19 protein-coding genes and 1 pseudogene are annotated in these 25,044 nt (G+C 69.7%); 9 read left to right on the forward strand and 11 right to left on the reverse strand.

Annotated elements, in window-relative coordinates; translation table 11 throughout:
• Positions 1–155 precede the first annotated feature (155 nt).
• Positions 156–2,369, forward strand: coding sequence for a putative bifunctional diguanylate cyclase/phosphodiesterase (locus AC2EBS_RS17740; RefSeq protein ID WP_484729783.1), 2,214 nt, complete (start codon positions 156–158; stop codon positions 2,367–2,369).
• Positions 2,370–2,448: 79 nt separating this feature from the next.
• Here the strand turns inward: AC2EBS_RS17740 and AC2EBS_RS17745 are convergent, their stop codons facing one another.
• From AC2EBS_RS17745 to AC2EBS_RS17775, 7 genes are all read right to left on the reverse strand, one after another.
• Complete coding sequence (locus AC2EBS_RS17745; protein ID WP_484729784.1) at positions 2,449–4,038, reverse strand: thioredoxin family protein; 1,590 nt, start codon at positions 4,036–4,038, stop codon at positions 2,449–2,451.
• Between the two features lie 137 nt (positions 4,039–4,175).
• On the reverse strand, positions 4,176–4,940 hold the full coding sequence (locus tag AC2EBS_RS17750; protein WP_484729785.1) for a substrate-binding periplasmic protein: 765 nt from the start codon (positions 4,938–4,940) through the stop codon (positions 4,176–4,178).
• A gap of 88 nt (positions 4,941–5,028) precedes the next feature.
• Positions 5,029–6,411 (reverse strand): ATP-binding protein, encoded by a 1,383-nt coding sequence (locus tag AC2EBS_RS17755; RefSeq protein WP_484729786.1) that lies wholly within the window; start codon positions 6,409–6,411, stop codon positions 5,029–5,031.
• Positions 6,408–7,094 carry a winged helix-turn-helix domain-containing protein gene (locus tag AC2EBS_RS17760; RefSeq protein ID WP_484729787.1) on the reverse strand — a complete coding sequence of 229 codons (687 nt, stop codon included), beginning with the start codon at positions 7,092–7,094 and terminating at the stop codon, positions 6,408–6,410. The genes AC2EBS_RS17755 and AC2EBS_RS17760 overlap by 4 nt, the downstream gene beginning before the upstream one ends.
• A gap of 36 nt (positions 7,095–7,130) precedes the next feature.
• Entirely contained in the window at positions 7,131–7,886 is a 756-nt protein-coding gene (locus AC2EBS_RS17765) for a cytochrome b/b6 domain-containing protein (RefSeq protein WP_484729788.1), read from the reverse strand.
• Complete coding sequence (locus AC2EBS_RS17770) at positions 7,858–8,325, reverse strand: diheme cytochrome c (protein ID WP_484729789.1); 468 nt, start codon at positions 8,323–8,325, stop codon at positions 7,858–7,860. The genes AC2EBS_RS17765 and AC2EBS_RS17770 overlap by 29 nt, the downstream gene beginning before the upstream one ends.
• A 16-nt stretch (positions 8,326–8,341) precedes the next feature.
• On the reverse strand, positions 8,342–8,734 hold the full coding sequence (locus tag AC2EBS_RS17775; protein ID WP_484729790.1) for a DUF1924 domain-containing protein: 393 nt from the start codon (positions 8,732–8,734) through the stop codon (positions 8,342–8,344).
• Between the two features lie 138 nt (positions 8,735–8,872).
• Between AC2EBS_RS17775 and AC2EBS_RS17780 the strand changes: the two genes are divergently transcribed.
• Positions 8,873–10,612, forward strand: a complete 1,740-nt coding sequence (locus AC2EBS_RS17780; RefSeq protein ID WP_484729791.1) for an MFS transporter — start codon at positions 8,873–8,875, stop codon at positions 10,610–10,612.
• Positions 10,587–13,133 (forward strand): cation-translocating P-type ATPase, encoded by a 2,547-nt coding sequence (locus tag AC2EBS_RS17785; RefSeq protein WP_484729792.1) that lies wholly within the window; start codon positions 10,587–10,589, stop codon positions 13,131–13,133. Before AC2EBS_RS17780 ends, AC2EBS_RS17785 begins: the two co-directional genes overlap by 26 nt.
• Positions 13,134–13,148: 15 nt before the next feature.
• Here AC2EBS_RS17785 and AC2EBS_RS17790 read toward each other — a convergent pair whose 3' ends face one another.
• Together AC2EBS_RS17790 and AC2EBS_RS17795 are read right to left on the reverse strand one after the other, a co-directional pair.
• Positions 13,149–14,117 carry a DMT family transporter gene (locus tag AC2EBS_RS17790; protein WP_484729793.1) on the reverse strand — a complete coding sequence of 323 codons (969 nt, stop codon included), beginning with the start codon at positions 14,115–14,117 and terminating at the stop codon, positions 13,149–13,151.
• A gap of 133 nt (positions 14,118–14,250) precedes the next feature.
• Positions 14,251–15,552 carry a DUF4397 domain-containing protein gene (locus tag AC2EBS_RS17795; protein WP_484729794.1) on the reverse strand — a complete coding sequence of 434 codons (1,302 nt, stop codon included), beginning with the start codon at positions 15,550–15,552 and terminating at the stop codon, positions 14,251–14,253.
• Positions 15,553–15,726: 174 nt separating this feature from the next.
• Between AC2EBS_RS17795 and AC2EBS_RS17800 the strand changes: the two genes are divergently transcribed.
• The 3 genes from AC2EBS_RS17800 (at position 15,727) to AC2EBS_RS17810 (ending at position 20,891) form a co-directional block, all read left to right on the forward strand.
• Complete coding sequence (locus AC2EBS_RS17800) at positions 15,727–17,775, forward strand: 2,4-dienoyl-CoA reductase FMN-binding domain-containing protein (protein ID WP_484729795.1); 2,049 nt, start codon at positions 15,727–15,729, stop codon at positions 17,773–17,775.
• A gap of 184 nt (positions 17,776–17,959) precedes the next feature.
• A complete protein-coding gene (locus tag AC2EBS_RS17805) occupies positions 17,960–20,206 on the forward strand; it encodes a putative bifunctional diguanylate cyclase/phosphodiesterase (protein WP_484729796.1) in 2,247 nt (748 codons plus the stop codon).
• 100 nt (positions 20,207–20,306) lie between these two features.
• Positions 20,307–20,891, forward strand: coding sequence for a histidine phosphatase family protein (locus tag AC2EBS_RS17810; RefSeq protein ID WP_484729797.1), 585 nt, complete (start codon positions 20,307–20,309; stop codon positions 20,889–20,891).
• On the opposite strand, the gene AC2EBS_RS17815 is transcribed toward AC2EBS_RS17810, so the two are convergent.
• Complete coding sequence (locus tag AC2EBS_RS17815) at positions 20,892–21,296, reverse strand: VOC family protein (protein ID WP_484729805.1); 405 nt, start codon at positions 21,294–21,296, stop codon at positions 20,892–20,894.
• Positions 21,282–21,737, reverse strand: a pseudogene (aac(6'), locus tag AC2EBS_RS17820) (aminoglycoside 6'-N-acetyltransferase); the annotation flags it as partial. The gene AC2EBS_RS17815 and the pseudogene aac(6'), both read right to left, overlap by 15 nt.
• Positions 21,738–21,990: 253 nt before the next feature.
• On the opposite strand from aac(6'), the gene AC2EBS_RS17825 reads away from it, so the two are divergent.
• The 3 genes from AC2EBS_RS17825 to AC2EBS_RS17835 all read left to right on the forward strand — a co-directional run bounded on the left by AC2EBS_RS17825 (position 21,991) and on the right by AC2EBS_RS17835 (position 24,927).
• Positions 21,991–23,280: a solute carrier family 23 protein gene (locus tag AC2EBS_RS17825; protein ID WP_484729798.1), complete on the forward strand. Its 1,290-nt coding sequence runs from the start codon at positions 21,991–21,993 to the stop codon at positions 23,278–23,280.
• Positions 23,281–23,636: 356 nt separating this feature from the next.
• Complete coding sequence (locus AC2EBS_RS17830; RefSeq protein ID WP_484729799.1) at positions 23,637–24,251, forward strand: hypothetical protein; 615 nt, start codon at positions 23,637–23,639, stop codon at positions 24,249–24,251.
• 58 nt (positions 24,252–24,309) lie between these two features.
• Positions 24,310–24,927: a hypothetical protein gene (locus tag AC2EBS_RS17835; RefSeq protein WP_484729800.1), complete on the forward strand. Its 618-nt coding sequence runs from the start codon at positions 24,310–24,312 to the stop codon at positions 24,925–24,927.
• Positions 24,928–25,044 lie beyond the last annotated feature (117 nt).

The following is a 25,044-nucleotide window of genomic DNA, read 5'->3' on the forward strand; positions in this document are numbered from 1 at the left end:
GGGCCGGTAAGGCTAGCGCGGGCCCCTAGAAGGCAAATGCACCAGCTTCCTAGAATGATCCGGTGGCTAGGCTGCAGCACTGCTCACCGCAAACCAGCACGGGACTGCTGTTGGCGGGAGCCATTGCAGCGCTGGCCTGCTGGATAGACGCGACGTTGAGCGGCTCGCCGCAACGCGCCACGCTGCTCGACAACGTCCACTGGACCCTGGCCTTTTCGTTGGCCGCCTTGCTGGCCTGGCGCGCGATCCATGTGGGCGAGCGCGCCATGGTGTCCGTGCGTCGCCTGCTGGCGATGGCTCTGAGCAGCCTCGCGCTCGGTCAGCTGGTCTGGAATCTGCAGGCCTACCTCGACTGGACGCCCTTTCCCTCGCCATCGGACCTGTTCTTCCTGCCGGTGGCGCCGCTGGTGCTGGCGGCCTTCTGGGTCAAGATGCGCGCGCAACTGCAGGTGTCGAGTCGTCGTGCGGTGCTGCTGGACATCGGCGGCTTCGCGCTCGCGGCCTCGGCCCTTACCTTGACGCTCTACCTGCCCCGGGCCGCGCAGAGCAGCATCTGGCAGCTGCTGGTGCTGTGCGCTTATCCTGTGCTCTACCTGACAGCGGCGGTTGCCGGACTGATGATGCAGCTGCATCTGCGCCAGCGCTGGACCTGGCGCTGGAACGCGATCTGGCTGGGTCTGCTGGGCTTCGGGCTGACCTGGATGCTGTGGAACCTGATGGTGCTGTCCGAGCGCATCGAACCGGGCTCGCTGGTGGGGCTGGCGTTCTCCTTGCTGGCCCTGCTGCTGGCCTGGGGATTCATCGGCTGGTCGCCCCAGGCTGACACCAGCGCCAGCTTCGATCGCCTCTGCGAGGGCGTGCTGCGCCAGTTGCCGCTGGTCATGGTGGTGATGGGCTCCGTGGCCGTGGGCTTGCTGCTGCTGGGCGGCACGATGCCGGCGGCCGCGCGCCAGCCCCTGATCGCCGCGGGCATGATCGTGCTGCTCTTCGCCGTGCTGCGGCAGACGCAACTGCTGGGCGAGCGCGACCGGCTCTTGGCGGCCGAGCGCGTGGTGGCCGAGAGCCAGGCGCGACTGGCGCACATGGCGCATCACGACGCCCTGACGGGCCTGCCCAACCTCGCGCTGCTGCGCGATCGTGTCGAGCACGAAATTGGTGTCGCCAAACGGCATGGCCACAAGATCGCCCTGATGTTCGTCGACCTCGACCACTTCAAGGAGGTCAACGACAGCCTGGGCCATGCGGCGGGCGACGCGCTGCTGTGCGAGGTCGCGCAGCGCCTGCAGGGCCTGCTACGTTCTGGTGACACGGTCAGCCGGCAAGGGGGCGACGAGTTCAGCATCGTGCTCGGCGAGGTGGGCTCGCTGTCGGATGTGGAGCAGGTCGCCGAGAAGGTGATGGCGGCGTCGCGCCAGCCGCTGCGCATCGCCGGCCAGGAGCTGTCCTTGTCGATGTCGGTAGGCGTGGCGCTCTATCCGGACGACGCCGGCGACTTTGCCAGTCTGCTGCGCTGCGCGGACACCGCCATGTACCGCGCCAAGGCGGCCGGGCGAGGCGCCTACCGTTTCTATGACGCGCGCATGGATGCCGAGGCGGCCGAGCGCATGCGTGTGCGCAGCCAGCTTGCCCTGGCGCTGGAGCGGGGCGAGCTGTTCCTGCACTGGCAGCCGCAGGTCGAGCTCGCCAGCGGCCGCGTCAGTGGCGTCGAAGCGCTGCTGCGCTGGCAGTCCGCCGAGCTGGGCACGGTGTCGCCGGCGGTGTTCATCCCCTTGGCCGAGGACAGCGGTCTGATCGTGGACATCGGCCGCTGGGTGATGCAGGAGGCCTGCCGGCAGCTCGCTGCCTGGCGCCGCGCCGGGCTCGAGCTGCCGCGCATTGCAGTCAACCTGTCGGTGCGGCAGTTCAGGCATGGCGACCTCGAGCACCAGGTGCTGAATGCGCTGCGCAGTGCGGGCCTGCTGCCGCGGGACCTGGAGCTGGAGATCACCGAGTCGGTGCTGATGGTCGAACCCGACAAGGTGCTGGAGTGTCTCGGCCGGCTCGCCAGCCTGGGTGTCAGCCTGGCGATTGACGACTTCGGCACCGGCTATTCCAGCCTGTCCTATGTACGCCGCTTCAGGGCGACGAAGCTGAAGATCGACCAGTCCTTCATCCGCGAGGTGCTCGACGCGGACGGCAGTGCGCCCATCGTGTGCGCGGTCATCGGCCTGGCACAGGGCCTGGGGTGGACGGTGGTTGCCGAGGGCGTCGAGACCGAGGCGCAACTCGACTTCCTGCGCGCGAACCGCTGTGCCGAGGCGCAGGGCTACCTGTTCGCCCGGCCCATGGCCGCTGCCGACTTCGAGGCCTGGCTGCGGGCCAGGACCTAGGCACATTCAGCGCAGACGAGAACTTGGCGTCTGCCTCGGCTTCGGCAAGGGCCGGCGTCGCCGCAGCGCGCGCTGCCGTTCAGGATTTCTGCGCGGCCGGCTTGGCAACGATCAGCGCCTCGCAGGTGGCGCGCTGCTTGTCGGCGGTGTCCACCTTGGCGCAGATGCCGTCGAGCTGCTGGCGCAGCCGGTTCATCGCGGCCTGGTGGCTGCCGTCGGCGTTCCAGCTCGCCAGCTTGGCACCGACGCGCTGCAGCGAGCGGGCGCTGCGCTCGTAGAAGGCGCCCTTGTCCTTGGCTGCCTCGGCGAAGAGCTGGGCGGCGGTCTTCTCGATGCGCGCCGCGTCCTGCGGCGCCAGATCCACCAGCGCGGTCAGATAGCCGGCGCCCCACTGCAGGCGCGTGGCCGGGCCCTCGCTCTTCGCGAAGGACTCCTCGTACCAGCGCAGCGCCTCGTCGTGGCGGCCCTGCCGGCGCGCATTGCCGCCGAGCTGGCTCATCAGGTAGTAGGGCGAGTGGCTCTTGGCGAGGTTGGCCTTCAGCAGCTCGTCGGACTCCTTCCACAGCCCGCCCTGGCCGAGCAGATAGGCCGCCGCGGTGATCACTGCCTGGCGCTCGTAGCCGTCGCGGATCTCGCGGTCGGCGCGCGCGGCATGCTCGCGCAGCTCCTGCTGCAGCGCCGGGCTGATCTTCGGTTGCAGCGCATCCTTGGGCTGGTCGATGCGCGCCAGCGCCACGCGGGCGATCAGCGCCTGCGTGCGGTCGGCGCGCGACAGCGTGGCATCGGCCTGCAGGCGCCTGAGCGCCGCGTCGTACTCGGCGACCAGCGCATTGCGCTCGGCGCCGGGCTCGGGCGTCAGCGCCACGACGATGTCGCGCGCTTCGTTGCCCAGCACGTCGGCATGGCTGCGCGTGGCTTTCGCATCGCTCAGCACCGTGCGCACGCGCTCACGCAGCGCAGCGTCGGGCTTCAGGCCCTGGCTCTCGTTGCTGGCGCCCAGGGCCTTCAGCCACAGACGCGTCGTCGTCTCGTTATCGACGCCCTGGCTCGCCAGCGCCAGCTGCGCCAGCAGGCCGGGGCGCTCGTTGGCGGGCACCAGCTGCTGCTCGTCGGTCTCCCAGGAATAGAAGCCCAGCAGACGCCATTCGTTGGCCGAGAGCTTCTTGCCGCCGGCGCGCGCGTCGGCCAGCACGGCCTTGACCGGTCGGCCGCCGGCCATGCCGGCCTGCAGCAGCGCCAGCACCCGCGGCGCATCGGCCTCGCCGGGCAGGCGGGTGATCTCCTGGCCCTCGGCGCTGAACAGGATCAGCGTCGGGTAGCCGCGCACCTTGAAGCGCGCGCCCAGCTTCTGCGCTCCGGGCAGGTCGCCGTCGATGTTGACCGCGACAAAGGCGCGCGACTGCTCGATGAAGTCCTGGCGGTTGAACAGCGTGGCCTTGAGCTGGTTGCAGGGCGGGCACCACTTGGCGCCCCAGTACAGCAGCACCGGCTTCTTTTCGGCGCGAGCCTGCGCGAAGGCGCGTTCGATGTCGGCATCGGCGGCGGCGGGCAGCCAGGCGACGCTGGCAGCAGCCGGCGCTGTCGCCTGCACGGGGCCGGCCTGGACCAGCAGGGCGATGGCCAGGGCGAGGGCGCCGAGCAGCGGCTGTGTGCGGTGGACGTGTTTCATGCGTGGAGGCGTGCCGACGTTGATCCTTGTGAGATCCCCGTCGTCAAGACGGTGTTGACGATGGCCGGGATTCTCCCTGCAAGCGCAAACCCGCGCCTAGATCGGGTTTGCATGTGCTTGCGCTGCGCGCGGGCGGCTCAGCGTGGCTCGTCCGGGGTGGCACGCAGGCCGTAGCGCCGCATGATGCGCTCGATGCTGCCGTCCTTGAGCAGCGCGGCGTGGGCCTCCTCCAGGCGGCGGCGTTCGTCGGTCTCGATGCCGCCGCTGGCCGCCAGCCAGATGTCGTTGGACGCCAGCTTCAGACCGGTACGCAGGCTCAGCCCGGGTCGGCTCTGCGCTTTGGCGCCATACATCACATCGCTGCCGAAGATCGTGTCGACATGGCTGCGCTCCAGCAGGCGCAGCACGTCCTCCGGACTCGCACCCAGGGTCAGCTGCTCGGGCTCGAAGCCCTGGGCCTGCAGCTGCCGCAGATCCGGCGTGCCGCGCAGCACGCCGATGCGCAGGCGGCGCGCCTGCTCGATGTGCCGCACGGCCGGATCAGCGACGCGGGTCAGAAAGACCAGATGCAGGGTGTGGAGCTTGATCAGCCACTGGAAGCGCGCCTCGCGCTCGGCCGTACGCGACAGCGGCACGATCAGCACGCGCGGTGCCAGCGTGGTGATCAGCTGCGAGCGGGCCCAGGGGAAGAACTCGGCGCGCACCGGCAGGCCGGCACGTGCCAGCAGCGCTTCGCTGAGCTCAACCAGCGCGCCGCGCCGTTGCCCGGCGCCGTCCTCGATCGCAAAGGGCGGCAGATCGGCAGTGACCAGGCGCAGTTCGGCAGGCCCCGCGGCCGCCGACGGGCGTGCCTGCAGTGCGGGCAACGCCACGCCCCAAACCATGATTTCCCGACGACGCAATCCTTGTGCTCCTTGCGCGCCCTGACACGCGCGGTGACGAAGCTTAGCCGTCCAGGCTTTCGGCGGGCAAGCCGACCCTGTCCCCGGCTCAGGGCCCAGCTGCGGAAAAGCTGATGCGCACCTCCAGCCCGCCCAGCGCGGCACTGCGTACCAGCTGCACGTCGGCGCCATGCGCGGCGGCGATGCGGCGCACGATGGACCAGCCCAGGCCGCTGCCGCTCTGCGCGCTGCTTTGCTGCGCATCGAGTACGCGGAAGAAGCGCTCGCCCAGGCGCTGCAGATGCTCGTCGGCCAGGCCAGGGCCGCTGTCGGCCACCTGCAGCAGCACGCGCTCGCCGTCGCGAGCCAGGCGCACCTCGATCTGCGCGTTCGCCGGGCTGTAGCGCAGTGCGTTGTCGACCAGATTGCGCAGCAGCACGGCGAGCAGCGTCTCGTTGCCGGCCACGCGCAGCGGTGCGGCCGATGCGTCGGCGTCCAGCGTCAGCTGCTGGCCGCGTGCCAGCGCCTGTGGCACCAGCTCGGCCAGCACGCGCTGCGCCAGCGCGCGCAGGTCCACCGGTGCCAGCGCCGGCTGTCCTGTCTGAGGGCCCGACTCCAGCCGCGCCAGCGTCAGCAGCTGCTCGACCAGGCGCGCGGCGCGGTCGCAGCCCTGCAGCGTGGCCTGCAGCGCGTGGCGGCGCTGCGCGTCGTCGCTTTCGCCCAGCGCCACCTGGGCCTGGGCGCGGATCGCGGCGATTGGCGTGCGCAGCTCGTGCGCCGCGTCGGCGGTGAAGCGGCGCTCCGACTCCAGCAGCGCGGCGATGCGCGCGAACAGCGCATTGAGCGCCTCCAGCAGCGGCGCCATCTCGGCCGGCACGTCGGCCAGCGCGACCGGCTGCAGCTCCTGAGGCGCGCGCTCGGCCAGGCGCCGGCCCAGCTCGCGCAGCGGCCGCGTGCCATGGCGCACCGCCCACCACAGCGTCAGGGCCAGAAGCGGCAGCGCCAGCAGCAGCGGCCACAGCGCGCCCTTGAGCACCGCGCGCAGGATCGCGCCGCGCGCGCCCAGGCCTTCGGCCACATGGACCTGCACATCGTGCTCGGCGCCGCGGGTGCTGAACACGCGCCAGCGCTCGCCGTCCCGCGTCACGGTCTCGAAGCCTTCGCGCTGCGTGCTCAGCGGCTCGGCGGACGTGCCCGCCGAGCGCAGCACCAGCTGGCCCTTGTGGAAGACCTGGAAGGCCACGCGCGGCGCATAGCGGTGCAGCGCCGGCGCATCGATGCTGCGTTCGGCATCGTCGTCATCGTCGCCGAGTTCATGCACCTGGCGCGCCACCAGCAGGCTGGCCGCCTGGGCCAGGTGGGCGTCGAGCAGCTCGTCGAGCTCGTGGCGCGCGTCGCGCCAGACCACCGCCGCGCTGATCGCCCACAGCCCCAGCACCAGCGCCAGCACCAGCGCGAGCAGCCGGGCCTGCAGCGAGCGCAGGCGGCTCATGCCGGGGCTCCCGGCGCCGGTTCGTCCTTGAGCAGCACATAGCCGACGCCGCGCACCGTCTGGATCAGCTCGGCCCCGAGCTTCTTGCGCAGGTGGTGCACATGCACCTCGATGGCATTGCTCTCGACCTCCTGGCCCCAGCCGTAGAGCTGCTGCTCGAGCTGCTCGCGCGAGAGCACGCGTCCCGGGCTGAGCATCAGCAGCTGCAGCAGGTCGAACTCGCGCGTCGACAGCCCGATGGCCTGGCCGTCGCGGCTGGTGACGCTGCGCGCCGCCGGGTCCAGCGTGATGCCGCGGGCCTGCAGCTGCTGCTGCGGCTGGCCATGGGCGCGGCGCACCAGCGCGCGCAGCCGCGCGCCCAGCTCATGCAGATCGATCGGCTTGGCCACATAGTCGTCGGCGCCCAGGTCCAGGCCGCGGATGCGCTCGGGCACGGCGTCGCGCGCGGTCAGCACCAGCACCGGCAGCGTCAGGCCGGCGCGGCGCACCGTGGCCAGCACGTCCAGCCCGTCCTTGCCCGGCAGGCCCAGGTCCAGCACCGCGGCGGCATAGGGCTCGGCGCGCAGCTCGCGCTCGGCGGCCAGGCCGTCGCGCACCCAGTCGACCTGGAAACCGAGCTGGCGCAGCCCGGCCTTCAGGCCGTCGCCGAGCAGCGGATCGTCTTCGACGAGCAGGATGCGCATGGTGGGCTCATTCTCGGCCAAGGCGGCATGTGGACATCAGTCGTCGTCGTGCTCGCGGTGATGATCGCGCTTGCCGCTGATCAAAGGTCGGCCGTCCAGCGAGCCGCTGTCGACCGGCGCGGTCTGCCACTGCCAGGCCCAGAAGCCCAGCACCGCGGCGATGATCACGGCGGCCAGCCAGCCCAGATTGCTTTTCACCAGGTCCGGGCCGCGGCCGGGCATGCGGCCGCTGATCATGGTCATCGCGGCGTTCTGGCGTTTGAGCACGCTGGCCAGCGCGATCAGCGCCAGATGGCCCAGCACCAGCAGCAGCATGAAGTTGCCGGCGCCCTCGTGCAGCTCTTCGAGCAGATCCTCGGCCCAGGCGCCAAGCAGCTCCTGCTCCATCAGCAGGCCACTGGCGCTGACCAGCAGCGCAGCAGCGATCAGGCCCAGCACCGCAGCGGCGTTGAGCAGCTGCTGGCTGGCCAGCGCATTGCCCTTGCCCTGCAGCCAGGCGCGCACCTGCGTGGGCAGGCCGCGCAGCTTGGACGTCAGCGCCGAGAGCCGGCTGCGCCGCGGGCCGATGAGACCCCAGACGATGCGCCAGACGATCAGGCCCAGCACGGTGTAGCCCAGCGTGATGTGCAGCAGGTGCCAGCGCTCGCTCTCGGCCGTCAGGTAGGCGCCGGTGAACGAGAAGGCCAGCAGCCAGTGCACGACGCGGGTCGGCGCGTCGATGACGCGGCGCGAGGCGGGTGCCGCCGGGCTGGCCGCACTGGATTCAGCGGGGGATGCGGACGCGGTGTTCATTGAAATCTCCTTGTTCGGCGCCGGGATGGCAGGCCGCACAGTTGGCGGCGCTCTTGATCGAGGCGCGCTTCCAGGTGGCGGCAGGAATCTTGTCGTGCTCGTGCTGGAACCAGGCCGAGCGGGTGATGCGGTCCTCGGGCGGTGCCTCGCGGGCTCGTTTGCTGGTGCCGGCATTGGCGACGAGCCAGCGGTTCAGCTCGGCCAGCGTGGCGGCGTCCACCGAAGCGTCGCTGCCATAGTGCTTGCCCAGGTTCGCGGTGATGCGCTGCCAGGACGCCGCCGGCAGCAGGCCCGGCGGATAGGCGATGTGGCAGGAAGCGCATTCCTGCTGGTAGGCGGGCAGCAGCGGCACGCGGGCGCTGCGCTTGGCATCGCTGTCCGCCTGGGCCTGGCTCGCGATGGCCAGCAGCGCCAGCGCGAAACCGATGCGTGTCTTCATCGTCGTGACTCCTCGTTCAGGGCTTGAGCGTGATCAGCCAGGCCAGCACATCGGCCTTTTCGCCGGCCGTGCATTCGCGTTCCATCACGTCCTTGCAATTGCGGCGGAACCATTTCTCCACCTTGGCCTCGTCGCTGAAGCGTTTGGGGTTGAAGGCCGGCGCCAGCGGCTCGATCGCCTTGCCGGTGCCGGCATGGCGGCCGGCGGTGGTCGGCGGGTTCTGGTGGCAGGAGGCGCAGCTCCATTCGCCGCCCTGGCGGGTGACGAAGAGCTGGCGGCCGCGCGCGGCGTCGGCGGGCTTGCCGGACTGCGCCTGATAGCTGGCCAGCAGCGCGTCGGGTGTGGCTGCCGCGGTGGGCAGCGCCAGCGCCACAGCGAGAAGCAGAAGGGGCCAGGTCTTGATGGGCATGGTGTGATCCTCGATGTCCCCGATGCTCGGCTCGGCTGCTTAGGGTTTTCTTAACCCTGGCCGGCCGGGCGTCAGCCGGACAATGGCGCGATTGATTGATACCTGTCCAAGGAGCGCGCCGCTGCAGCGGCGCCGACGATGTTTTTTCTGCGCCTGCCCAATCTGCTGGCCACCCGCAAGGGCCGCCTGACCGCTTTCTGCCTGCTCTACATCACCGAGGGCATCCCGCTGGGCTTCGCTGCCACTGCGGTGGCCAGCCAGCTGCGCCGCATGGGCGTGGGCCCGGCCGAGATCGGCGCCTTCGTTGCCGCGTTCTACCTGCCCTGGGCCTTCAAATGGGCCTTCGGACCGATGGTCGACGTGTTCCGCTCGCAGCGCTTCGGCCACCGGCGGGCCTGGATCCTGGGCACCCAGCTGATGCTGGTGCTGACCCTGCTGTCGCTGATCTGGGTGCCGCTGCCGCAGGGGCTGGCGCTGTTCACCGGCATCCTGCTGGTGCACAACACCTTCGGCGCGATGCAGGACGTGGCCATCGACGCGCTGGCGGTCAGCTCGCTCGCCGAGCATGAGCGCGGCCTGGCCAACGGCCTGATGTTCTTCGGTGCGTCCATGGGGCAGGCCATAGGCGGCTCGGGCGTGCTGTTCCTGATGCCCTACATCGGCTTCCAGGGCAGCTTCGTCTTCGTCGCGGTGGCCATCCTGGCGGTGACCTCTCTGGTGGTGCTGCCGATGAAGGAGGCCGTCGTCGCACGGGTGGCCGAAGCGGGCGCGGCCAGCTCGGCCGCGGTGGGCGCTGGCTGGGCTGCGGCAGGCCGCGAGATGCGCAGCTTCGCACAGCAGGCCTTCCAGTCCTTTCTCGGTTCCAGGGCGGCCTTCGCGGCGGTGTTCTTCGCGCTGCTGCCGCTGGGTGCGATGTCCTTGAGTCTGGCGCTGCAGACCAATCTGGCGGTCGAGCTGGGCATGAACGACGACGAGGTCGCCCAGCTGGCGCTGGCCAGCACGGTCACCAGCGGTCTGGCCATGGTCGTCGGCGGCCTGATTTCCGACCGCCTGGGCCATCGGCGCATGCTGGCGATCTACACGGTCTACACCAGCATCACCGTGCTGTACCTGGCGGCAGTGCTCTGGCAGGCCGGCTATGTGCTGCCGCGCGAGCCCGGCAGCCCGGCCATCCCGGCACTGATCACCCAGCTGTGGATCGCCACGCTGCTCTTCAACGTGGGCATGGGCCTGGGCTATGGCACGCGCAACGCGGTGTTCATGTCGGTGACCAATCCGCGCGTGGCCGGCACGCAGTTCACCGCCTACATGGCGATGAACAATCTGGCCATCGCCTTCGCCGCCAGCTGGCAGGGCGTCAGCAGCGAACGCCTGGGCTATCCGCTGACCATGGCCATCGATGCCGGCGCGGGACTGCTGGGCCTGGCCTTGCTGCCGCTGATGGGCAAGCTCGGCTCGGCCGCCACGGTCGGCCTGTGCGACGCGCACGCGCAGGGCCGGGCGCGCACCATGGCGCGCGTGCTGGGCCTGATCTGTCTGGCCTTCCCTGCCTTCGTCTATCTGCACGACCCCAAGGGCGCCTGGGCGGAGATCGGCGCCATGCTCTACACGCTGGTGTTTGTCGCCTCGGCGCTGTTCCTCTATGCGGCCACGCTGCTGCAGCCGCTGCCCGCCGGCCTGCGCCGGGCCTGCGGCTGGCTGGCGGTGGCGGTGCTGGTGATCTATCTGCGCAAATTCCTGCCGGCGGACCTCGCGTCCGTCGCGCAGGCGGTGAGCGTCGGGGTCGCGATGGCCACCGGCGCGCTGCTGCTGCTGCTGGGTGGCCGCAGCTGGCCGGGCCTGCAGCCGGGCCATGAGGCCAACGAGGCCCATGCCTGAGGCGCAGGCGCGCGACAGAGCCAGCGATGCTGGCCTCAGCGCCGCCGAGGCGGCAACGCGGCTGCGCGACGAGGGCCCCAACGAGCTGAGCCCGCCGCAGCGCCGCAGCGCGCTGCAGATGCTGCTGGAGATTGCGCGCGAGCCGATGCTGCAGCTGCTGCTGGCGGCCGGCATCGTCTACCTGCTGCTCGGCGATCGCGGCGAGGCCCTTCTGCTGTTGGGCTTCGTCGTCGCCACCCTCGCGATCAGCCTGGGCCAGCAGCAGCGCAGCGAGCGCGTGCTGCAGGCGCTGCGCGATCTGACCAGCCCGCGTGCGCTGGTGCGCCGCGACGGCGAGCTGCAGCGCATCCCTGGCACGGCGGTGGTGCGTGGCGACCTGCTGGTGCTGGCCGATGGCGACCGCGTCGCCGCCGATGCCGAGCTGCTCGAGGCCAACGATCTGCAGCTGGACGAGTCGCTGCTCAGCGGCGAATCGCTGCCGGTGGCCAAGCAGGCCGGCGTCCCGGCCGAGGCGGGACGCGTCTATGCCGGCACCATGGTCGTGGCCGGCCAGGGGCTGGCGCGCGTGATCGCCACCGGGCCGCGCAGCGAGATCGGCCGCATCGGCGTCTCGCTGGGCGCAATCGAAATCCCGGAGACGCCGCTGCATGCGCAGACGCGCCGCCTGGTGCGGCTGTTCGCGATCGCCGGCGCGGCGCTCAGCCTGCTGGTGCTGCTGCTGTGGGGCTGGCAGCGCCAGGACTGGCTGGGCGGGCTGCTGGCCGGCATCAGCCTGGCGATGGCCTTGTTGCCGCAGGAGTTCATGCTGATCCTCACCGTGTTCATGGCGATGGGCGCCTGGCGGCTTGCACATGAGCGCGTGCTGGCCCGCCGCGCCGCGACCATCGAGACGCTGGGCGCCGCGACGGTGCTGTGCAGCGACAAGACCGGCACGCTGACGCTGAACCGCATGGCGGTGGCCGAGCTGCAGGGCACCGACGGTGGCGCGGCCTGGCGGGCGGCCGAGGCTCAGGTCTTGCCTGCCGCGCTGGTACCGCTGCTGGAGCATGCGCTGCTGGCCAGCGAGCGCGTCGCCATCGACCCGATGGAGCGCGCGTTGCAGGCGCTGGCGGCGATGCAGCTGCCGACAGCGGCCCGGCACGAGGACTGGCAGCTGGTGCACGAGTACCCCCTGAGCGCCGCGCTGCCGGCGATGACGCATGTCTGGCGCGCGCCCGGCGCGACCGCGGCGACAGTGGCAGTGAAGGGCGCGTCCGAGGCGGTGGCCGCACTGTGCCGGCTCGACGGGGCGGCGCTGCAGCGCATTGGCGAGCAGGCCCAGTCGATGGCGGCGCGCGGCCTGCGCGTGCTGGGCGTCGCCCGCTCGGCCTGGGATGCGCCAGCGGACGCACGCTGGCCGCAGGGTCCGCAGGACTTCGCCTTCGAATGGCTGGGCCTGGTCGGCTTTGCCGACCCGCTGCGCCCCGAGGTGCCGCAGGCGGTGCGCGAATGCCGCGAGGCCGGGCTGCGCGTGCTGATGATCACCGGCGACCATCCGGTCACCGCTGCGGCGATCGCGGCGCAGGCCGGACTGGACGGGCAGGCGCAGGTGCTCAGCGGCGCCGAGATCGCCGCGATGGACGACGCCGAGCTGACGCGCCGGGTGCGCGTCCACGAGGTCTATGCGCGCATCCGCCCCGAGCAGAAGCTGCGCATCGTCGAAGCGCTGCGCAGCCAGGGCCAGATCGTCGCGATGACCGGCGACGGCGTGAACGACGCGCCGTCGCTGAAGGCGGCGCATATCGGCGTGGCGATGGGCTCGCGCGGCACCGACGTGGCCCGCGAGGCGGCCGATCTGGTGCTGCTGGACGACAACTTCGACGCCATCGCGCGCGCGGTGCGCCTGGGCCGGCGCATCTACGACAACCTGCGCAAGGCCATGGCCTTCGTGCTGGCGGTGCATGTGCCGATCGCCGGGCTCTCGCTGCTGCCGCTGCTGCTGGGCTGGCCGGTGATCCTCGGGCCGGTGCACATCGCCTTCCTGGAGCTGCTGATCGACCCGGTGTGCTCGGTGGTCTTCGAGGCCGAGGAAGAGGAGGGCGATGTGATGCGCCGCCCGCCGCGCGACCCGGCCGCGCCGCTGTTCTCGCCGGGGCTGCTGGCCTGGAGCGCGGCGCAGGGCCTGCTGGTGCTGGCGGTGGTCGCCGGCCTGCATGCCTGGGTGCAGGCGCTGCTGGCGCCGGAGGCGGCGCGCGCGCTGGTCTTCGCCACGCTGGTGGCCTGCAATATCGCGCTGATCCTGGCCAACCGCAGCCTCGGCGGCGCCTGGCTGGCTGGCTGGTTCAAGCCCAACGGCCTGCTGTGGAAGGTGCTGGCGGCGACGCTGGCGCTGCTGGCCGCGGCGCTGTGGATCGCACCGCTGCGCGCGGTGTTCGGCTTTGCCTTGCCTGACGGTGCCTGGCTGCTGCTGGCGCCGGCGGCGGGCCTGGCCACCGGCCTGCTGCTGGAGGCGCTCAAGCGCCTGTGGCCCTGGCCGCGCTGAGCCGGCCGCCTGTTCTCAGTCGATGGGCGGGCAGCTGTGGGCAGCATCGGCCCGCGGCGTGGCGGCGAACTGCGCGATCGCCACGCCGGCCAGCGTCACCGCGGCGCCGAGCAGCTTGGTGCCGGTGAAGCTCTCGCCGGTGCTCAGCCAGGCGGCCAGGCCCGCGATCGGCGGCATCAGGTAGATCAGCGGCGCGGTGCGCGCCACGCCGCGCTGCGCATTCACCCAGCCCCAGCTCAGCCAGGTGATGAAGCCCACCACCACCACGGCCCAGGCGGCGGACAGCCACTGCGTCCAGCCGAGCAGCGTCCAGTCCACGCGCAGCGCGGTGGGAAGCGCATAGACCAGCACCGGCAGCGTGGTCGCCAGCGTGGCGTAGCTGAACACGACCAGCGCGCCATAGCGCTCGATCAGCGGCTTGCCCGCCACCGTGTAATAGGAAAACATCGCCGCGGCGATCAGCAGCACCAGGTCGCCGCCGCCGGCGCGCCAGTTCGCGGCGAGCAGCTTGTCCGACATGAAGAGCAGCGCACCGGCCAGCGCCACCGCGATGCCGGCCAGCTGCGCGCCGCGCAGCCGCTCTATGCCCCAGGCGCGCAGGATCAGCAGCGTGAACACCGGCCCGCAGGCCAGCAGCACCGAGCTGGAAAAGGCCGTGCTGAGGTGCACGCCGTAGCTGGACAGCACCAGGTGCAGGCCCTGGCCCAGCAGGCCCAGCCGGGCGATCGCCCAGGCTTCCGCGCGCGTCGGGCGCGGCCAGTGGCGGCCGAAGCGCCAGCACAGCAGCGCGACGATGAACAGCGGCATCAGGCCGAAACGCAGTGCCAGCACGCCCTCGGGCTGGATGAGGTCGAGCAGCGACTTGAGGATGGGGAAATTGATGCCCCAGGCGAGGATGGTGAGCAGCCCGACAGCGAGGGCGAGGCCCTGGCTGCCGGTGTCGGTCGCTGCGCTGGCGGCAGGGGTGCTGGGGGTGGATGGCATGGCGCCATTCTGGCGCCGTGCCGGATTCGACGCTGGCAGGCTGCTCAGCCTTGCAGGCCGCGCTGCCCATGCGGGACATGGGCAGCTCTTCGCAGGGCGTCGGACAGTCCGCTGGACTGTCCTCGGCCCCTGCTCAGCGCTCGCGCCGCAAGGTGCCGGCGATGCTGTTCGCGCCGCCCATCATGAACACGGTGTACACGCCGCTGGACACCACTGGCAGCTCGGCGATGCTGAACACCGGCGTGCCCGAGGTCGGCGAGCTGACCTGCAGCAGCGAGCTGCTGCTGTAGCTCACCGCGCTCGGCGTCGAGCTGCTGCCCGGCAGGATGTTGGTTGCGATGGCGCTGTAGTCCAGCGTCATCGTCAGGCCGGCGTTCAGGCGTGCCACCGCGTTGATGAGGCGGAACTTGGCATAGCCGCTGCTGGGCAGGCGGTTGTCGTCGGACAGGATGCTGATCTGCGGCGCAGCGGGCTCGCCCCAGACCAGCACCGTGTAGTCGTTGCCCGCGGTCAGCGTGGGCGCGGCCGCCGGCTGTGCGATGCCGGCCACGGTGACGGCCAGCGTCGAGGCGCCGGCAGCGACGGTCTGGTACTCGCCGATGTTCGGTGCGACGGTGCTGCTCATCAGCGTGCTGCCGCCCAGCGTGGCCGTGACCTGGCCGTAGTCGGCCACCGCGGCGACGACGCGGGCGCGCGCATTGCTCGTGCTGTAGCTGCCGACCGAGCCCTGCTGCGAGATCAGCAGGCTGTTGACCAGCACGCCGCCCTGCGTGGGCGTGATCACCAGCGTGGCGACCTGCTTGCTGGCCAGCGTGATGCTGGGAATGTCCAGGCGCAGGTCGCCGGTCTTGCCGTAGCCGGTGACGCGCACGCGGTAGCTGCCGGCCGAGACGGTCTTGTAGCCGCTGCTGCTGCTGCCGGCCAGTGCCGAGACGGTGGCAGTGGCGCTGGCGAGATCGTCGACGTTCTGCGTCAGGTAGATGTCCAGCGTGCCGGCGTCGGCGGCGAGGTTCAGCACCAGCAGCTTGGCATAGCTGGCATCGGGCGCCTCCTCTTCCTCCTGCAGGATGGTGCTCTTCATATTGCCGGGCCAGCCGTAGGCGATCAGGCTGTAGTGCTTGTCGGCGCTCAGCGTGGGCGACAGCGAGGTGATGGTGCTGCCGCCGGACTGCACCAGCGTGGTGAGGCTGTCGGCATCCGCGCTGGCGTAGCTGCTGGCGTTGCCGTAGCTGATGCCGCTGGCCAGCTTGCTGTCCGAGACCACCAGATCCAGGCCGCTGGCGTAGGCGATGCTGGCATTGACCAGGCGGATCCTGGCGGTCGAATCGTCGTCGCTGCTGCCGCTGCCGCCGCAGGCGCTGAGCAGGGCCAGCGGGAGCATCAGCGCCGCCAGCAGCGTGGCGCCGCTTCCGAAGAGCTTGGAAAAGTGGTTCATGTGATGTGGCTCATGTCGTCGTCGCTGGGGACGGGTGCCGGCGATTGGAGCGACGGCACATTGCCTGGCCATGTGCCGAGGTGAACGAAGGTGAAGAACTGTTTAGGCAGCGGCATCCATGGCGGTGCAGGGCCGCGCTGCTAGCATCGCCCGCCAACACGAGGAGACGCCGCCATGTCCTATCCCCACCTGCTCGAGCCGCTGGACCTGGGCTTCACGACGCTGAAGAACCGCGTGCTGATGGGCAGCATGCACACCGGCCTGGAAGACGGCCGCAAGCACTTCGAGCGCATGGCCGAATACTTCGCCGAGCGCGCGCGCGGCGAGGTGGGGCTGATCGTCACCGGCGGCTTCGCGCCCAATATCGAAGGCTGGGCCAAGCCCTTCGCCGGCACGCTGGCGACCAGCGGCGCGGCGCGCCGCCACCGCACCATCACCCAGGCCGTGCATGCCGAGGGCGGCAAGATCGCGCTGCAGATCCTGCACACCGGCCGCTACGGCTACACGCCCTTCTGTGTGGCGCCGTCGCGCATCCAGTCGCCGATCTCGATGTTCAAGCCGCGCGAGCTGTCGTCGCGCGGCGTCGAGCGCCAGATCCGCGCCTTCGTGCGCTGCGCCAAGCTGGCCCGCGAAGCCGGCTACGACGGCGTCGAGGTGATGGGCTCGGAGGGCTACTTCATCAACCAGTTCCTCGTCACGCACACCAACAAGCGCAGCGACGAGTGGGGCGGCGCCTACGAGAACCGCATGCGGCTGCCGCTGGAGATCCTTTCGCGCATGCGCGAGGCGGTGGGGCCGGACTTCATCATCATCTACCGGCTCTCGATGCTGGACCTGGTGCCCGAGGGCAGCAGCTGGGACGAGGTGCTGCAGCTGGCACGCGGCGTGGTGAAGGCCGGCGCGACGATCATCAACACCGGCATCGGCTGGCACGAGGCGCGCATCCCGACCATCGCCACCAGCGTGCCGCGCGCCGGCTTTGCCTGGGTGACGAAGAAGCTGCGCGAGCAGCTGCGCGCCGAGGGCATCACGACGCCGCTGGTCACCAGCAACCGCATCAACAGCCCCGAGGTGGCCGAGAACGTGCTGGCCGACGGCAGCGCCGACATGGTCAGCATGGCGCGGCCCTTCCTGGCCGACCCCTTCTTCGTCAAGAAGGCCCGCGAAGGCCGCGCCGACGAGATCAACACCTGCATCGCCTGCAACCAGGCCTGCCTGGACCACACCTTCGCGCAGAAGATCTCCACCTGCCTGGTCAACCCGCGCGCCGCCTACGAGACCGAGATCCGCATCCTGCCCGCAGCGCAGAAGAAGCGCATCGCCGTGGTCGGCGCCGGCCCCGCGGGCCTGGCCGCGTCGACGACGCTGGCCGAGCGCGGCCACGAGGTGACGCTGTTCGACGCCGCGGCCGAGATCGGCGGCCAGTTCAACCTGGCCAAGAAGATCCCCGGCAAGGAAGAATTCCAGGAGACGCTGCGCTACTTCGGTCGCCGCATCGAGACCACCGGCGTGAAGCTGCAGCTGAACCGCCGTGTTGCCGCAGCCGATTTGTCCGGCTTCGACGAGGTGCTGCTCGCCACCGGCGTGACGCCGCGCAATCCCGGCATCAAGGGCCAGGCCGAGGGCGAGCAGCGGGGTCAGGTCTTGAGCTATATCGACGTGCTGCAGGGCCGCGGCCAGGTGGGCCAGCGCGTGGCCATCATCGGCGCGGGCGGCATCGGCTTCGACGTGGCCGAGTACCTGCTCGAGGCCGGCCACAGCCTGACGCTGGACCCGGCGGCCTGGCGCCGCCACTGGGGCGTGGGCGATCCGGCCGAGGTGCGCGGCGGCCTGCTGCGCCCGCAGCCCGAGCCGCCTGTGCGCCAGATCACGCTGCTGCAGCGCAAGCAGGGCAAGCTCGGCGCGGGCCTGGGCAAGACCACCGGCTGGATCCACCGCGCGGCGCTGAAGATGAAGAACGTCGAGATGGTCGGCGGCGTCAACTACGAGGCGATCACGCCCGAAGGCCTGTGGGTCAGCGATGGCGAGAAGCGCGCCGACACGCAGCTGATCGCGGCCGACACCATCGTGCTGTGCGCCGGCCAGCTGCCGCAGCGCGAGCTGGAAGCGCCGCTGCGGGCGATGGGCGCACGCGTGCATCTGTTGGGTGGCGCCGACGAGGCTGCAGAACTCGATGCCAAGCGTGCAATATTGCAAGGAACGCGCCTGGCGAGTTCCCTGTAAACCCTAGCCAATATCAAGTCAGGCATGGACACTCCCGAAAGGCGATCACGAGGGGACGTCCGTCAATCGCGCGCGGACGTCAGTGACGAGAAGTTGCAGTAAGAGCAGCGCGCTGAAAAAGCAGTCACGCCGCCGAAGGTCCTGAGACCTGGTGCGTCGTGAACCCAATGTCCGCCTGACTAGCATGAGCCTGATCAACCGTTGCCTTTGCCGGCCGATGGCTGGATTTGCCCTGATGTCGGTGCTGCCGGCCTGGGCAGACACGGCCGTACCCAGCGCCTTCGTGATGCAAGGTCCGGTGCTGTGGCTCAGCGCCTTCAGCGTGGTCGGTGGCCTGGCGATGGCGGCGACGCTGGTGCTGGTGTGGCGACAGCGCCGCTGGCTGAAGCTGCGCCGTCTGGAGCTGCAACGCGTCAAGCGCGAGCGCAGCCGTCTGGCGGCCCTGCTCAATGCCATTCCCGACGGCGTGTTCTTCAAGGACGCGCAGGGGGTCTACGAGGCCTGCAACCCGGCCTTTGAGCGGCTGATCGGTGTCAGCGAGACCGAGCTGCAGGGCAAGCGCGACGAGGACCTGCCGCAGATCCTGCCGGCGCATGGCCGCGCCTGGGCGCGCGGTGCCGACGGCATCCGCCTGTGCCTGGACATGCAGCAGGCGCCGGTGACTGACGAGGGCGAGCCGCTGGGCGTGCTGGGCGTGGCGCGCGACATGACCGAGCTGCAGATGGCGCTGGAAGAGTTGCGCCGCGCCTCGGTGGTGTTCGAGCACTGCGCCGAGGGCATCCTGCTGCTCGACGACCAGGCCCGCGTGGTCGACGCCAACCCGGCCTTCAACACCATCAGCGGCTACGACCTGCGCGACGTGATCGGCCAGATGCCGCAGCCGCTGTGCCTGGGCGAGCAGCCGCCCGAGCTGCTGGAACAGCTCTGGTCCGCGCTCGACGCCGAGAGCAAATGGTGCGGCGAGCTGATGCTGCGCCGCCGCGATGGCGAGCCGGTGCCGGTGTGGGCCACTATCGTGCGCGTGCAGCCCAGCAGCTCCAGCCCGCTGCAGCACCTGATGGTGCTGACCGACATCTCCAAGATCAAGAACACCGAGGCCGAGCTGCTGCACCAGTCGCTGCACGACCGCCTCACCGGCCTGCCCAACTCGGCGCTGCTGCGCGACCGCATCGGCCGCCAGCTCGGCATCGCGCAGCGCGACCACACCTGCGTGGCCGTGCTCTACATCGACCTGGACGGTTTCCGCGACGTCAACGACATCGCCGGCCACGGTGCCGGCGACGCGGTGCTGAAGGAAGCCGCGGCGCGCTTCATCAACGTGGTGCGCGCCAGCGATTCGGTGGCCCGCGTCGGCGCGGACGAGTTCGTCGTCGTGCTCTCCGGCCTAGTCGACGAGGAAACCTCGATGCGCCTGGGCGACCGCCTGATCCAGGCCATGGACGAGCCCATCGTGGTGGGCACGCAGCGCTTCAACCTGGGTGCCAGCATCGGTCTGGCGCTGTTCCCCACCGACGGCGAGACCGTCGACGAGCTGCTGCGCAATGCCGAGGCGGCGATGTGCCGCGCCAAGGTGCAGGCGCGCAACTCGGTGCAGCCTTATCGCCCCGAGCTGACGCAGGCGGTGCAGCAGCGCTTCGAGCTGACGCATGCGATGCGCCAGGCCAACGAGGCCGCGCAGTTCAAGATCGAATACCAGCCGCAGGTGCGCCTGGCCGACGGCTCGCTGATCGGCGCCGAGGCGCTGCTGCGCTGGCGCCATCCGACCCGCGGCCCGATCTCGCCGGCCGAGTTCATCCCGCTGGCCGAGGACACCGGCCTGATCATCCCGATCGGACGCTGGGTGCTGCACGAGGCCTGCTCGCAGGCCGCGCGCTGGCAGGGCGTGGAGGGCAAGCCGCAGCAGATCGCCGTCAATGTCTCGGCGCGCCAGCTGCGGCAGAGCGACTTCGTGCAGACGCTGGACTACATCCTGGCCGAGACCGGCTGCCCGCCCAAGGCGCTGGAGCTGGAGGTCACCGAGAGCCTGCTGCTCGAGGATGCCGAGCAGGCCATCGAGCTGCTGACGCAGATCACCGAGCGCGGCGTGCGCATCGCGATCGACGACTTCGGCACCGGCTACTCCTCGCTTTCGTACCTGAAGCGCATGCCCGTGCACACGCTGAAGATCGACCGCAGCTTCGTCTCCGAGCTGGGCAGCGACATCAACGTCTCGGCGATCGCGCGCACGGTCATCGTGCTGGCGCGCAGCCTGGGCCTGGACGTGCTGGCCGAAGGCGTGGAGACCGCCGAGCAGGCCGCCTGGCTGCGCCGCGAGGGCTGCGACTGGGCGCAGGGCTGGCACTACGGCCGCCCGATGCCGGCCGAGGACTTTGTCTTCGTGCAGACCGAGCCGCTGCGCCGCGTCGAGACGCGCCACCTGCATCTGGCCTGAGCGGTCCCCTCTAGCTTCCGGCGAGCAAACCCTGTCAGCGGCGCAGGCTTGCAGGCCTGGGCATCATCGGCACTCAGCTGTTGGATGGAGGCTTGCTGCCGTGCCTGCGATCAATCGACGCGAAGTCCTGGCCAGTCTGGCCGCGTTGGGCCTGCCGGCCCTGCTGCCCCCCATGGCACGGGCCGACGAGCCGGCACTCGCGCTGTTGCGCCGCGGCGGCGTGGTGCTGGCGATGCGCCATGCGCAGGCGCCGGGCACCTTCGACCCGCCCGGCTTCCGCCTGGGCGACTGCAGCACGCAGCGCAATCTCGACGAGGCCGGCCGCGCCCAGGCCCGCGCCATCGGCCAGCGCCTGCAGACGGCCGGTCTGGTGCCGGCACGGGTGCGCAGCAGCCCCTGGTGCCGCTGTCTGGACACCGCCGAGCTGGCCTTCGGCCGCGCCGAGCCCTGGGCCGCGCTGGGCTCGCCGCGCGCCGGCACCGAAGCCACCAATGCCGCATCGCTGGCGCAGCTGCGCCAGGCGCTGCAGGTGGCGGTGCGGCAGACCGATCGCTTCGAGGTCTGGGTCACGCATATGTTCGTGCTGGCTGATCTGGTGGGCGCCAACACCGCCTCGGGCGAGGGTCTGGTGCTCGGCGTGGATGCGCGCGGCCAGCCGCGCCTGCTGGCCCGGCTGGCGGGCTGATCAGCCCCGGCCGGCCAGCGGATGGCCGATGCGCCAGCACACGCCGCTGGGGTCCAGCAGCGTGAAGTCGCGCATGCCCCAGGGCCGGTCTTCGGGCGGCTCGCAGCGCGTGCCGAAGCGCTGCGCCACCGGCGCGGCATGGCGCCACCAGGCATCGGCGTCGTCGACCAGCAGATGCATCTGGAAGTGCTCGGCCAGGGGCCGCGCCTCGGCAGGCACCGGCTGCAGCAGGAAGCGCGCCGGGCCCTGGCGGAAATAGGCCAGTTCGTCGGTGGACCAGATCAGTTCCATGCCCAGCGCCATGTAGAAGCGCTTGGCCTGCCCGAAGTCCAGCGCCGGGATGAAGGCCTTGAGCTCGCGCGAGGCCGGCGGCGGCTGCGGCGAACCATCGGCCGCCGGCGGCAGCGGCTTGCGGAAGAAGACCACGCGCTCGGTCTCCTCGAAGCCCAGCGCCAGATGCACCGCCTGGCTCTCGGCGTTGTGCAGCCAGGTGTCCGAGGCGAACTCGCTGCAGCCATGGCTGCCGCCCCAGGCGGCGGCAGCGGCCACCAGCTCGCGCGCCAGGCCCTGGCGGCGCGCGCCGGGTTGCACGAAGAGGCCCTCGAGGAAGAGCACCGGCGAGCTGTCGGTGCCGACAACGTAGTCGCGCCGCAGCGCCACCTCGATCAGGCCTTGCGCCTGGCCCTCGCCATCGCGCGCCAGCCAGGCGGCAAAGCGCGCCGGCTCGGCCAGCTGGGCTTCGATCTCGCGCACATGCTCGTCATCGGGGCAGTCAGGCCAGAGCGCCCGGCGCAGGCCCAGCCACGCGCTGCGGTCGAGGTCGGTGCAGGGGTCGATCAGATGCATCGGTGCTGGCAATCCTTGCGGGCAGCTTAACCGAGACAATGCCGCCGCGCTGCAAGCGCCGCCGCGCTGCAAGCGCCGCCGCGCTGGCCGGGGCTGCCATCGCCGGGTTAGCCATGCTATTGCGCTCGCCGCGCCGCTGGCAGACTGCCCGGCACGCGGATTGCATGCGGCTAGACTTGCGCGCCCTCGGCGGCGCCGACTCCCATGCCCGCCGGGCAAGAACCAACAAGCAAGAATAGGAAGGATCACGACGATGAGCTCGATGTTCAGCTGGCGCGAAGTGCGCCCCCAGCCCGGCGAGGTGGTCGCCCCCGACGAGCGTCTGCCCTGGGCGCAGACCGGCGCGATGGGCGTGCAGCATGTCATCGCGATGTTCGGCGCCACCGTGCTGGCGCCCATCCTGATGGGCTTCGACCCCAATGTCGCCATCCTGATGAGCGGCATCGGCACGTTGATCTTCTTCCTGCTCGTCGGCGGCCGCGTGCCCAGCTATCTGGGCTCCAGCTTCGCCTTCATCGGCGTGGTCATTGCCGCCACCGGCTATGCCGGCTCCGGGGCGAACGCCAACCTGGGCGTGGCGCTGGGCGGCATCATCGCCTGCGGCCTGCTCTACACGCTGATCGGCTTCATCGTGATGGCCACCGGCACGCGCTGGATCGAGGCGCTGATGCCGCCGGTGGTCACCGGCGCGGTGGTGGCGGTGATCGGCCTGAACCTGGCCGGCATCCCGATCAAGAACATGGCGCCCACGCCCTTCGACGCCTGGATGCAGGGCGTCACTTTTGTCTGCGTGGCCGGCGTGGCGGTGTTCACCCGCGGCATGACGCAGCGCCTGCTGATCCTGGTCGGCCTGATCCTGGCCGCCCTCGTCTACGCGGTGCTGACCAACGGCCTGGGCCTGGGCAAGCCCATCGACCTGAGCGGCGTGATCGCCGCGCCCTGGTTCGGCGCCCCGAAGTTCGCCGCGCCGGTGTTCGACGGCAACGCGATGCTCTTGATCGCGCCGGTGGCCATCATCCTGGTGGCCGAGAACCTGGGCCATGTGAAGGCGGTCAGCGCGATGACCGGCCGCAATCTTGACCCGCTGATCGGCCGCGCGTTTGTCGGCGATGGCATCGCCACCATGGTCTCGGGCGGCGCCGGCGGCACCGGCGTGACCACCTATGCCGAGAACATCGGCGTGATGGCCGCGACCAAGATCTACTCCACCGCGGTGTTCGTGGTGGCCGCGCTGATCGCCATCCTGCTGGGCTTCAGCCCCAAGTTCGGCGCGCTGATCCAGGCCATCCCGCTGGCGGTGATGGGCGGCGTGTCCATCGTCGTGTTCGGCCTCATCGCCGTGGCCGGCGCCAAGATCTGGGTGGACAACAAGGTCGACTTCTCCGACAACCGCAACCTCGTCGTCGCCGCGATCACGCTGGTGCTGGGCACCGGCGACTACACGCTGAAGTTCGGCGGCTTCACGCTGGGCGGCATCGGCACCGCCACCTTCGGCGCCATCCTGCTGTGGGCGCTGCTGGGGCGCGGGGGCAAGAAGGGCTGAGTACGGTCCGCACGGCTGGATGGTGCGGCGGCGGGGCAGGCGTGCGGCGAGGCTGGTGGTTACCCACTGACCTCGCACCTCAACAGCGGATGTCTGACAGCAGTGGAATTGCGCCAACGACAGCTTCGCGACCTACCCGGATCGGCATGGTTGGTGGCCCCGCCTCAGTTGTAACCCTTGCCGCTTTACCGGAACTGTTAGTACCCTGCGCCGGAATACGAACTTGGGCGATTTCTCAGATGAATCAAGGACGTTCTAGCGCTTGGCGTGGGTTTGTTATGCGGACCGCTCCGGTGTTATGCAGTAGCCCCTGTCTTCCCATTGCACCTTAGGTGTCACAGCGACCGCTCATCAACATGAATCATGCAGAAGAAAAGGTAGCCTTCTTTCATGCTGTCGGCGAAGCGATGGCTCAGTGGGCGTACGTTGAATACCAACTTTGGCAGCTCGCCGCGCTTGCATTCCCAGTTCCACAACGGCGCTCCGTGATTGTTGGGTTTAACTCAATTGAGAACTTCAGGTCACGGCTCGCAGTTTGCGACAAGTACTTGGAACAGGCATTCGGTGCAGAGGATCACTTCGAGATTTGGAAGGCAATTAAGCTCAAGCTTCAGAGGCTCTCCACAAAGAGAAACAAGATCGCGCATCGAGTCCCTGTTCTTTACGTCAACGCCCAGCAAGGGCGGCGGTTCGCGCTAGAGGATTGGAGTCCCGATGTAATGAATGGCGGCGATAGGCCATCGACGGAAGCAATGTGCGTTCAGCAGATCGCGCACGCGAGGCGAGAGTTTCATCAACTCACCATTGACTTGGCCAGCTACAACAACGTCTTAACACGCGGTCAAAAGCTCCCGCCAGCGTTCAACATCGATGTGGAACGCCAACCGCTTTTGCGTGAGATACAGGCTCAGTTGAAATGGTCTCTCGGATTGCCGCCTCCACGTCCCAGAAAGAAGGCGGCCGAAAAGTGATACCTAACCAGTCGCGCGAGCCGACTCGCGTCAGCTCATCTTCAATGTTAGCAATGACATGAGCCAAGACGCTTTGGCGGCGCTAGCCAAGTATTTCGAGAGCAATTGGCAGCCGATGCTAGAGATCATGAGCCGTGCCCGGGCTATCGAGTTTCGTATCCGCCTTGCTGCTGAAGTACATGCCAATGCCGCCTTCGCGAAGGCTAGATCCTGGGAGGAATTTCGAAAGGGCGCGCGGCAGGTCGTCCGTCGCAAGCTGGAGAAGCACATCCGGGAGGTCTTCCCGTCTTCTGCAGATCGCATGATTCTGATTAGGCAGTGCGCGGATGCCTTAGCTCATGCCGACTATCGAGCAGCCCGCCTTCGCATTGACCAATACAAGGTTCGCTTTGGCTTGTCCACACCGCTGTCTACCGAAGAGATTGGAATATTTCTCTATCGAGACGTCATGCACCCTGATGGCGTCGTTGCGGATGTTGGCTACTTGCTGACATCCTCTGATGAAAACCTCATTCTCGAAGAGTACGAGGTCTTCTCAAGGCAAGGCTATGTTTCGGCAGCAGTCGAACTGATGTCGTTCGCCGAGTTGCAGCTGGCTGAGGCGGTGCCGAGGCTGGACGTAAAGTACGCTGCATTGGTTTTGTCTCGCGGGTTGAAGTACGGCACGCGCGCGTGATGGACAACAGTCACTGAAGCCAACTTGAATCGCCCCGGGTTCAGTAGACACCTTCGAGCCTCAAACTGAGGCCCAATCGGAGGTGCCATGCAGAGCAAGCAACCCTACCCAGAAGAA

The organism is Roseateles sp. T103 (genome assembly GCF_057219915.1).

What these genes read in the sequence shown, in the direction of transcription:
- AC2EBS_RS17770 (WP_484729789.1), bottom strand. Translation starts at nt 8,325, where the DNA reads ATGAAGACACGCATCGGTTTCGCGCTGGCGCTGCTGGCCATCGCGAGC.
- AC2EBS_RS17780 (WP_484729791.1), top strand. Translation starts at nt 8,873, where the DNA reads ATGTTTTTTCTGCGCCTGCCCAATCTGCTGGCCACCCGCAAGGGCCGC.
- AC2EBS_RS17835 (WP_484729800.1), top strand. Translation starts at nt 24,310, where the DNA reads ATGAGCCAAGACGCTTTGGCGGCGCTAGCCAAGTATTTCGAGAGCAAT.
- AC2EBS_RS17785 (WP_484729792.1), top strand. Translation starts at nt 10,587, where the DNA reads ATGAGGCCAACGAGGCCCATGCCTGAGGCGCAGGCGCGCGACAGAGCC.
- AC2EBS_RS17775 (WP_484729790.1), bottom strand. Translation starts at nt 8,734, where the DNA reads ATGCCCATCAAGACCTGGCCCCTTCTGCTTCTCGCTGTGGCGCTGGCG.
- AC2EBS_RS17795 (WP_484729794.1), bottom strand. Translation starts at nt 15,552, where the DNA reads ATGAACCACTTTTCCAAGCTCTTCGGAAGCGGCGCCACGCTGCTGGCG.
- AC2EBS_RS17830 (WP_484729799.1), top strand. Translation starts at nt 23,637, where the DNA reads ATGAATCATGCAGAAGAAAAGGTAGCCTTCTTTCATGCTGTCGGCGAA.
- AC2EBS_RS17790 (WP_484729793.1), bottom strand. Translation starts at nt 14,117, where the DNA reads ATGCCATCCACCCCCAGCACCCCTGCCGCCAGCGCAGCGACCGACACC.
- AC2EBS_RS17765 (WP_484729788.1), bottom strand. Translation starts at nt 7,886, where the DNA reads ATGAACACCGCGTCCGCATCCCCCGCTGAATCCAGTGCGGCCAGCCCG.
- AC2EBS_RS17805 (WP_484729796.1), top strand. Translation starts at nt 17,960, where the DNA reads ATGAGCCTGATCAACCGTTGCCTTTGCCGGCCGATGGCTGGATTTGCC.
- AC2EBS_RS17800 (WP_484729795.1), top strand. Translation starts at nt 15,727, where the DNA reads ATGTCCTATCCCCACCTGCTCGAGCCGCTGGACCTGGGCTTCACGACG.
- AC2EBS_RS17760 (WP_484729787.1), bottom strand. Translation starts at nt 7,094, where the DNA reads ATGCGCATCCTGCTCGTCGAAGACGATCCGCTGCTCGGCGACGGCCTG.
- AC2EBS_RS17745 (WP_484729784.1), bottom strand. Translation starts at nt 4,038, where the DNA reads ATGAAACACGTCCACCGCACACAGCCGCTGCTCGGCGCCCTCGCCCTG.
- AC2EBS_RS17825 (WP_484729798.1), top strand. Translation starts at nt 21,991, where the DNA reads ATGAGCTCGATGTTCAGCTGGCGCGAAGTGCGCCCCCAGCCCGGCGAG.
- AC2EBS_RS17755 (WP_484729786.1), bottom strand. Translation starts at nt 6,411, where the DNA reads ATGAGCCGCCTGCGCTCGCTGCAGGCCCGGCTGCTCGCGCTGGTGCTG.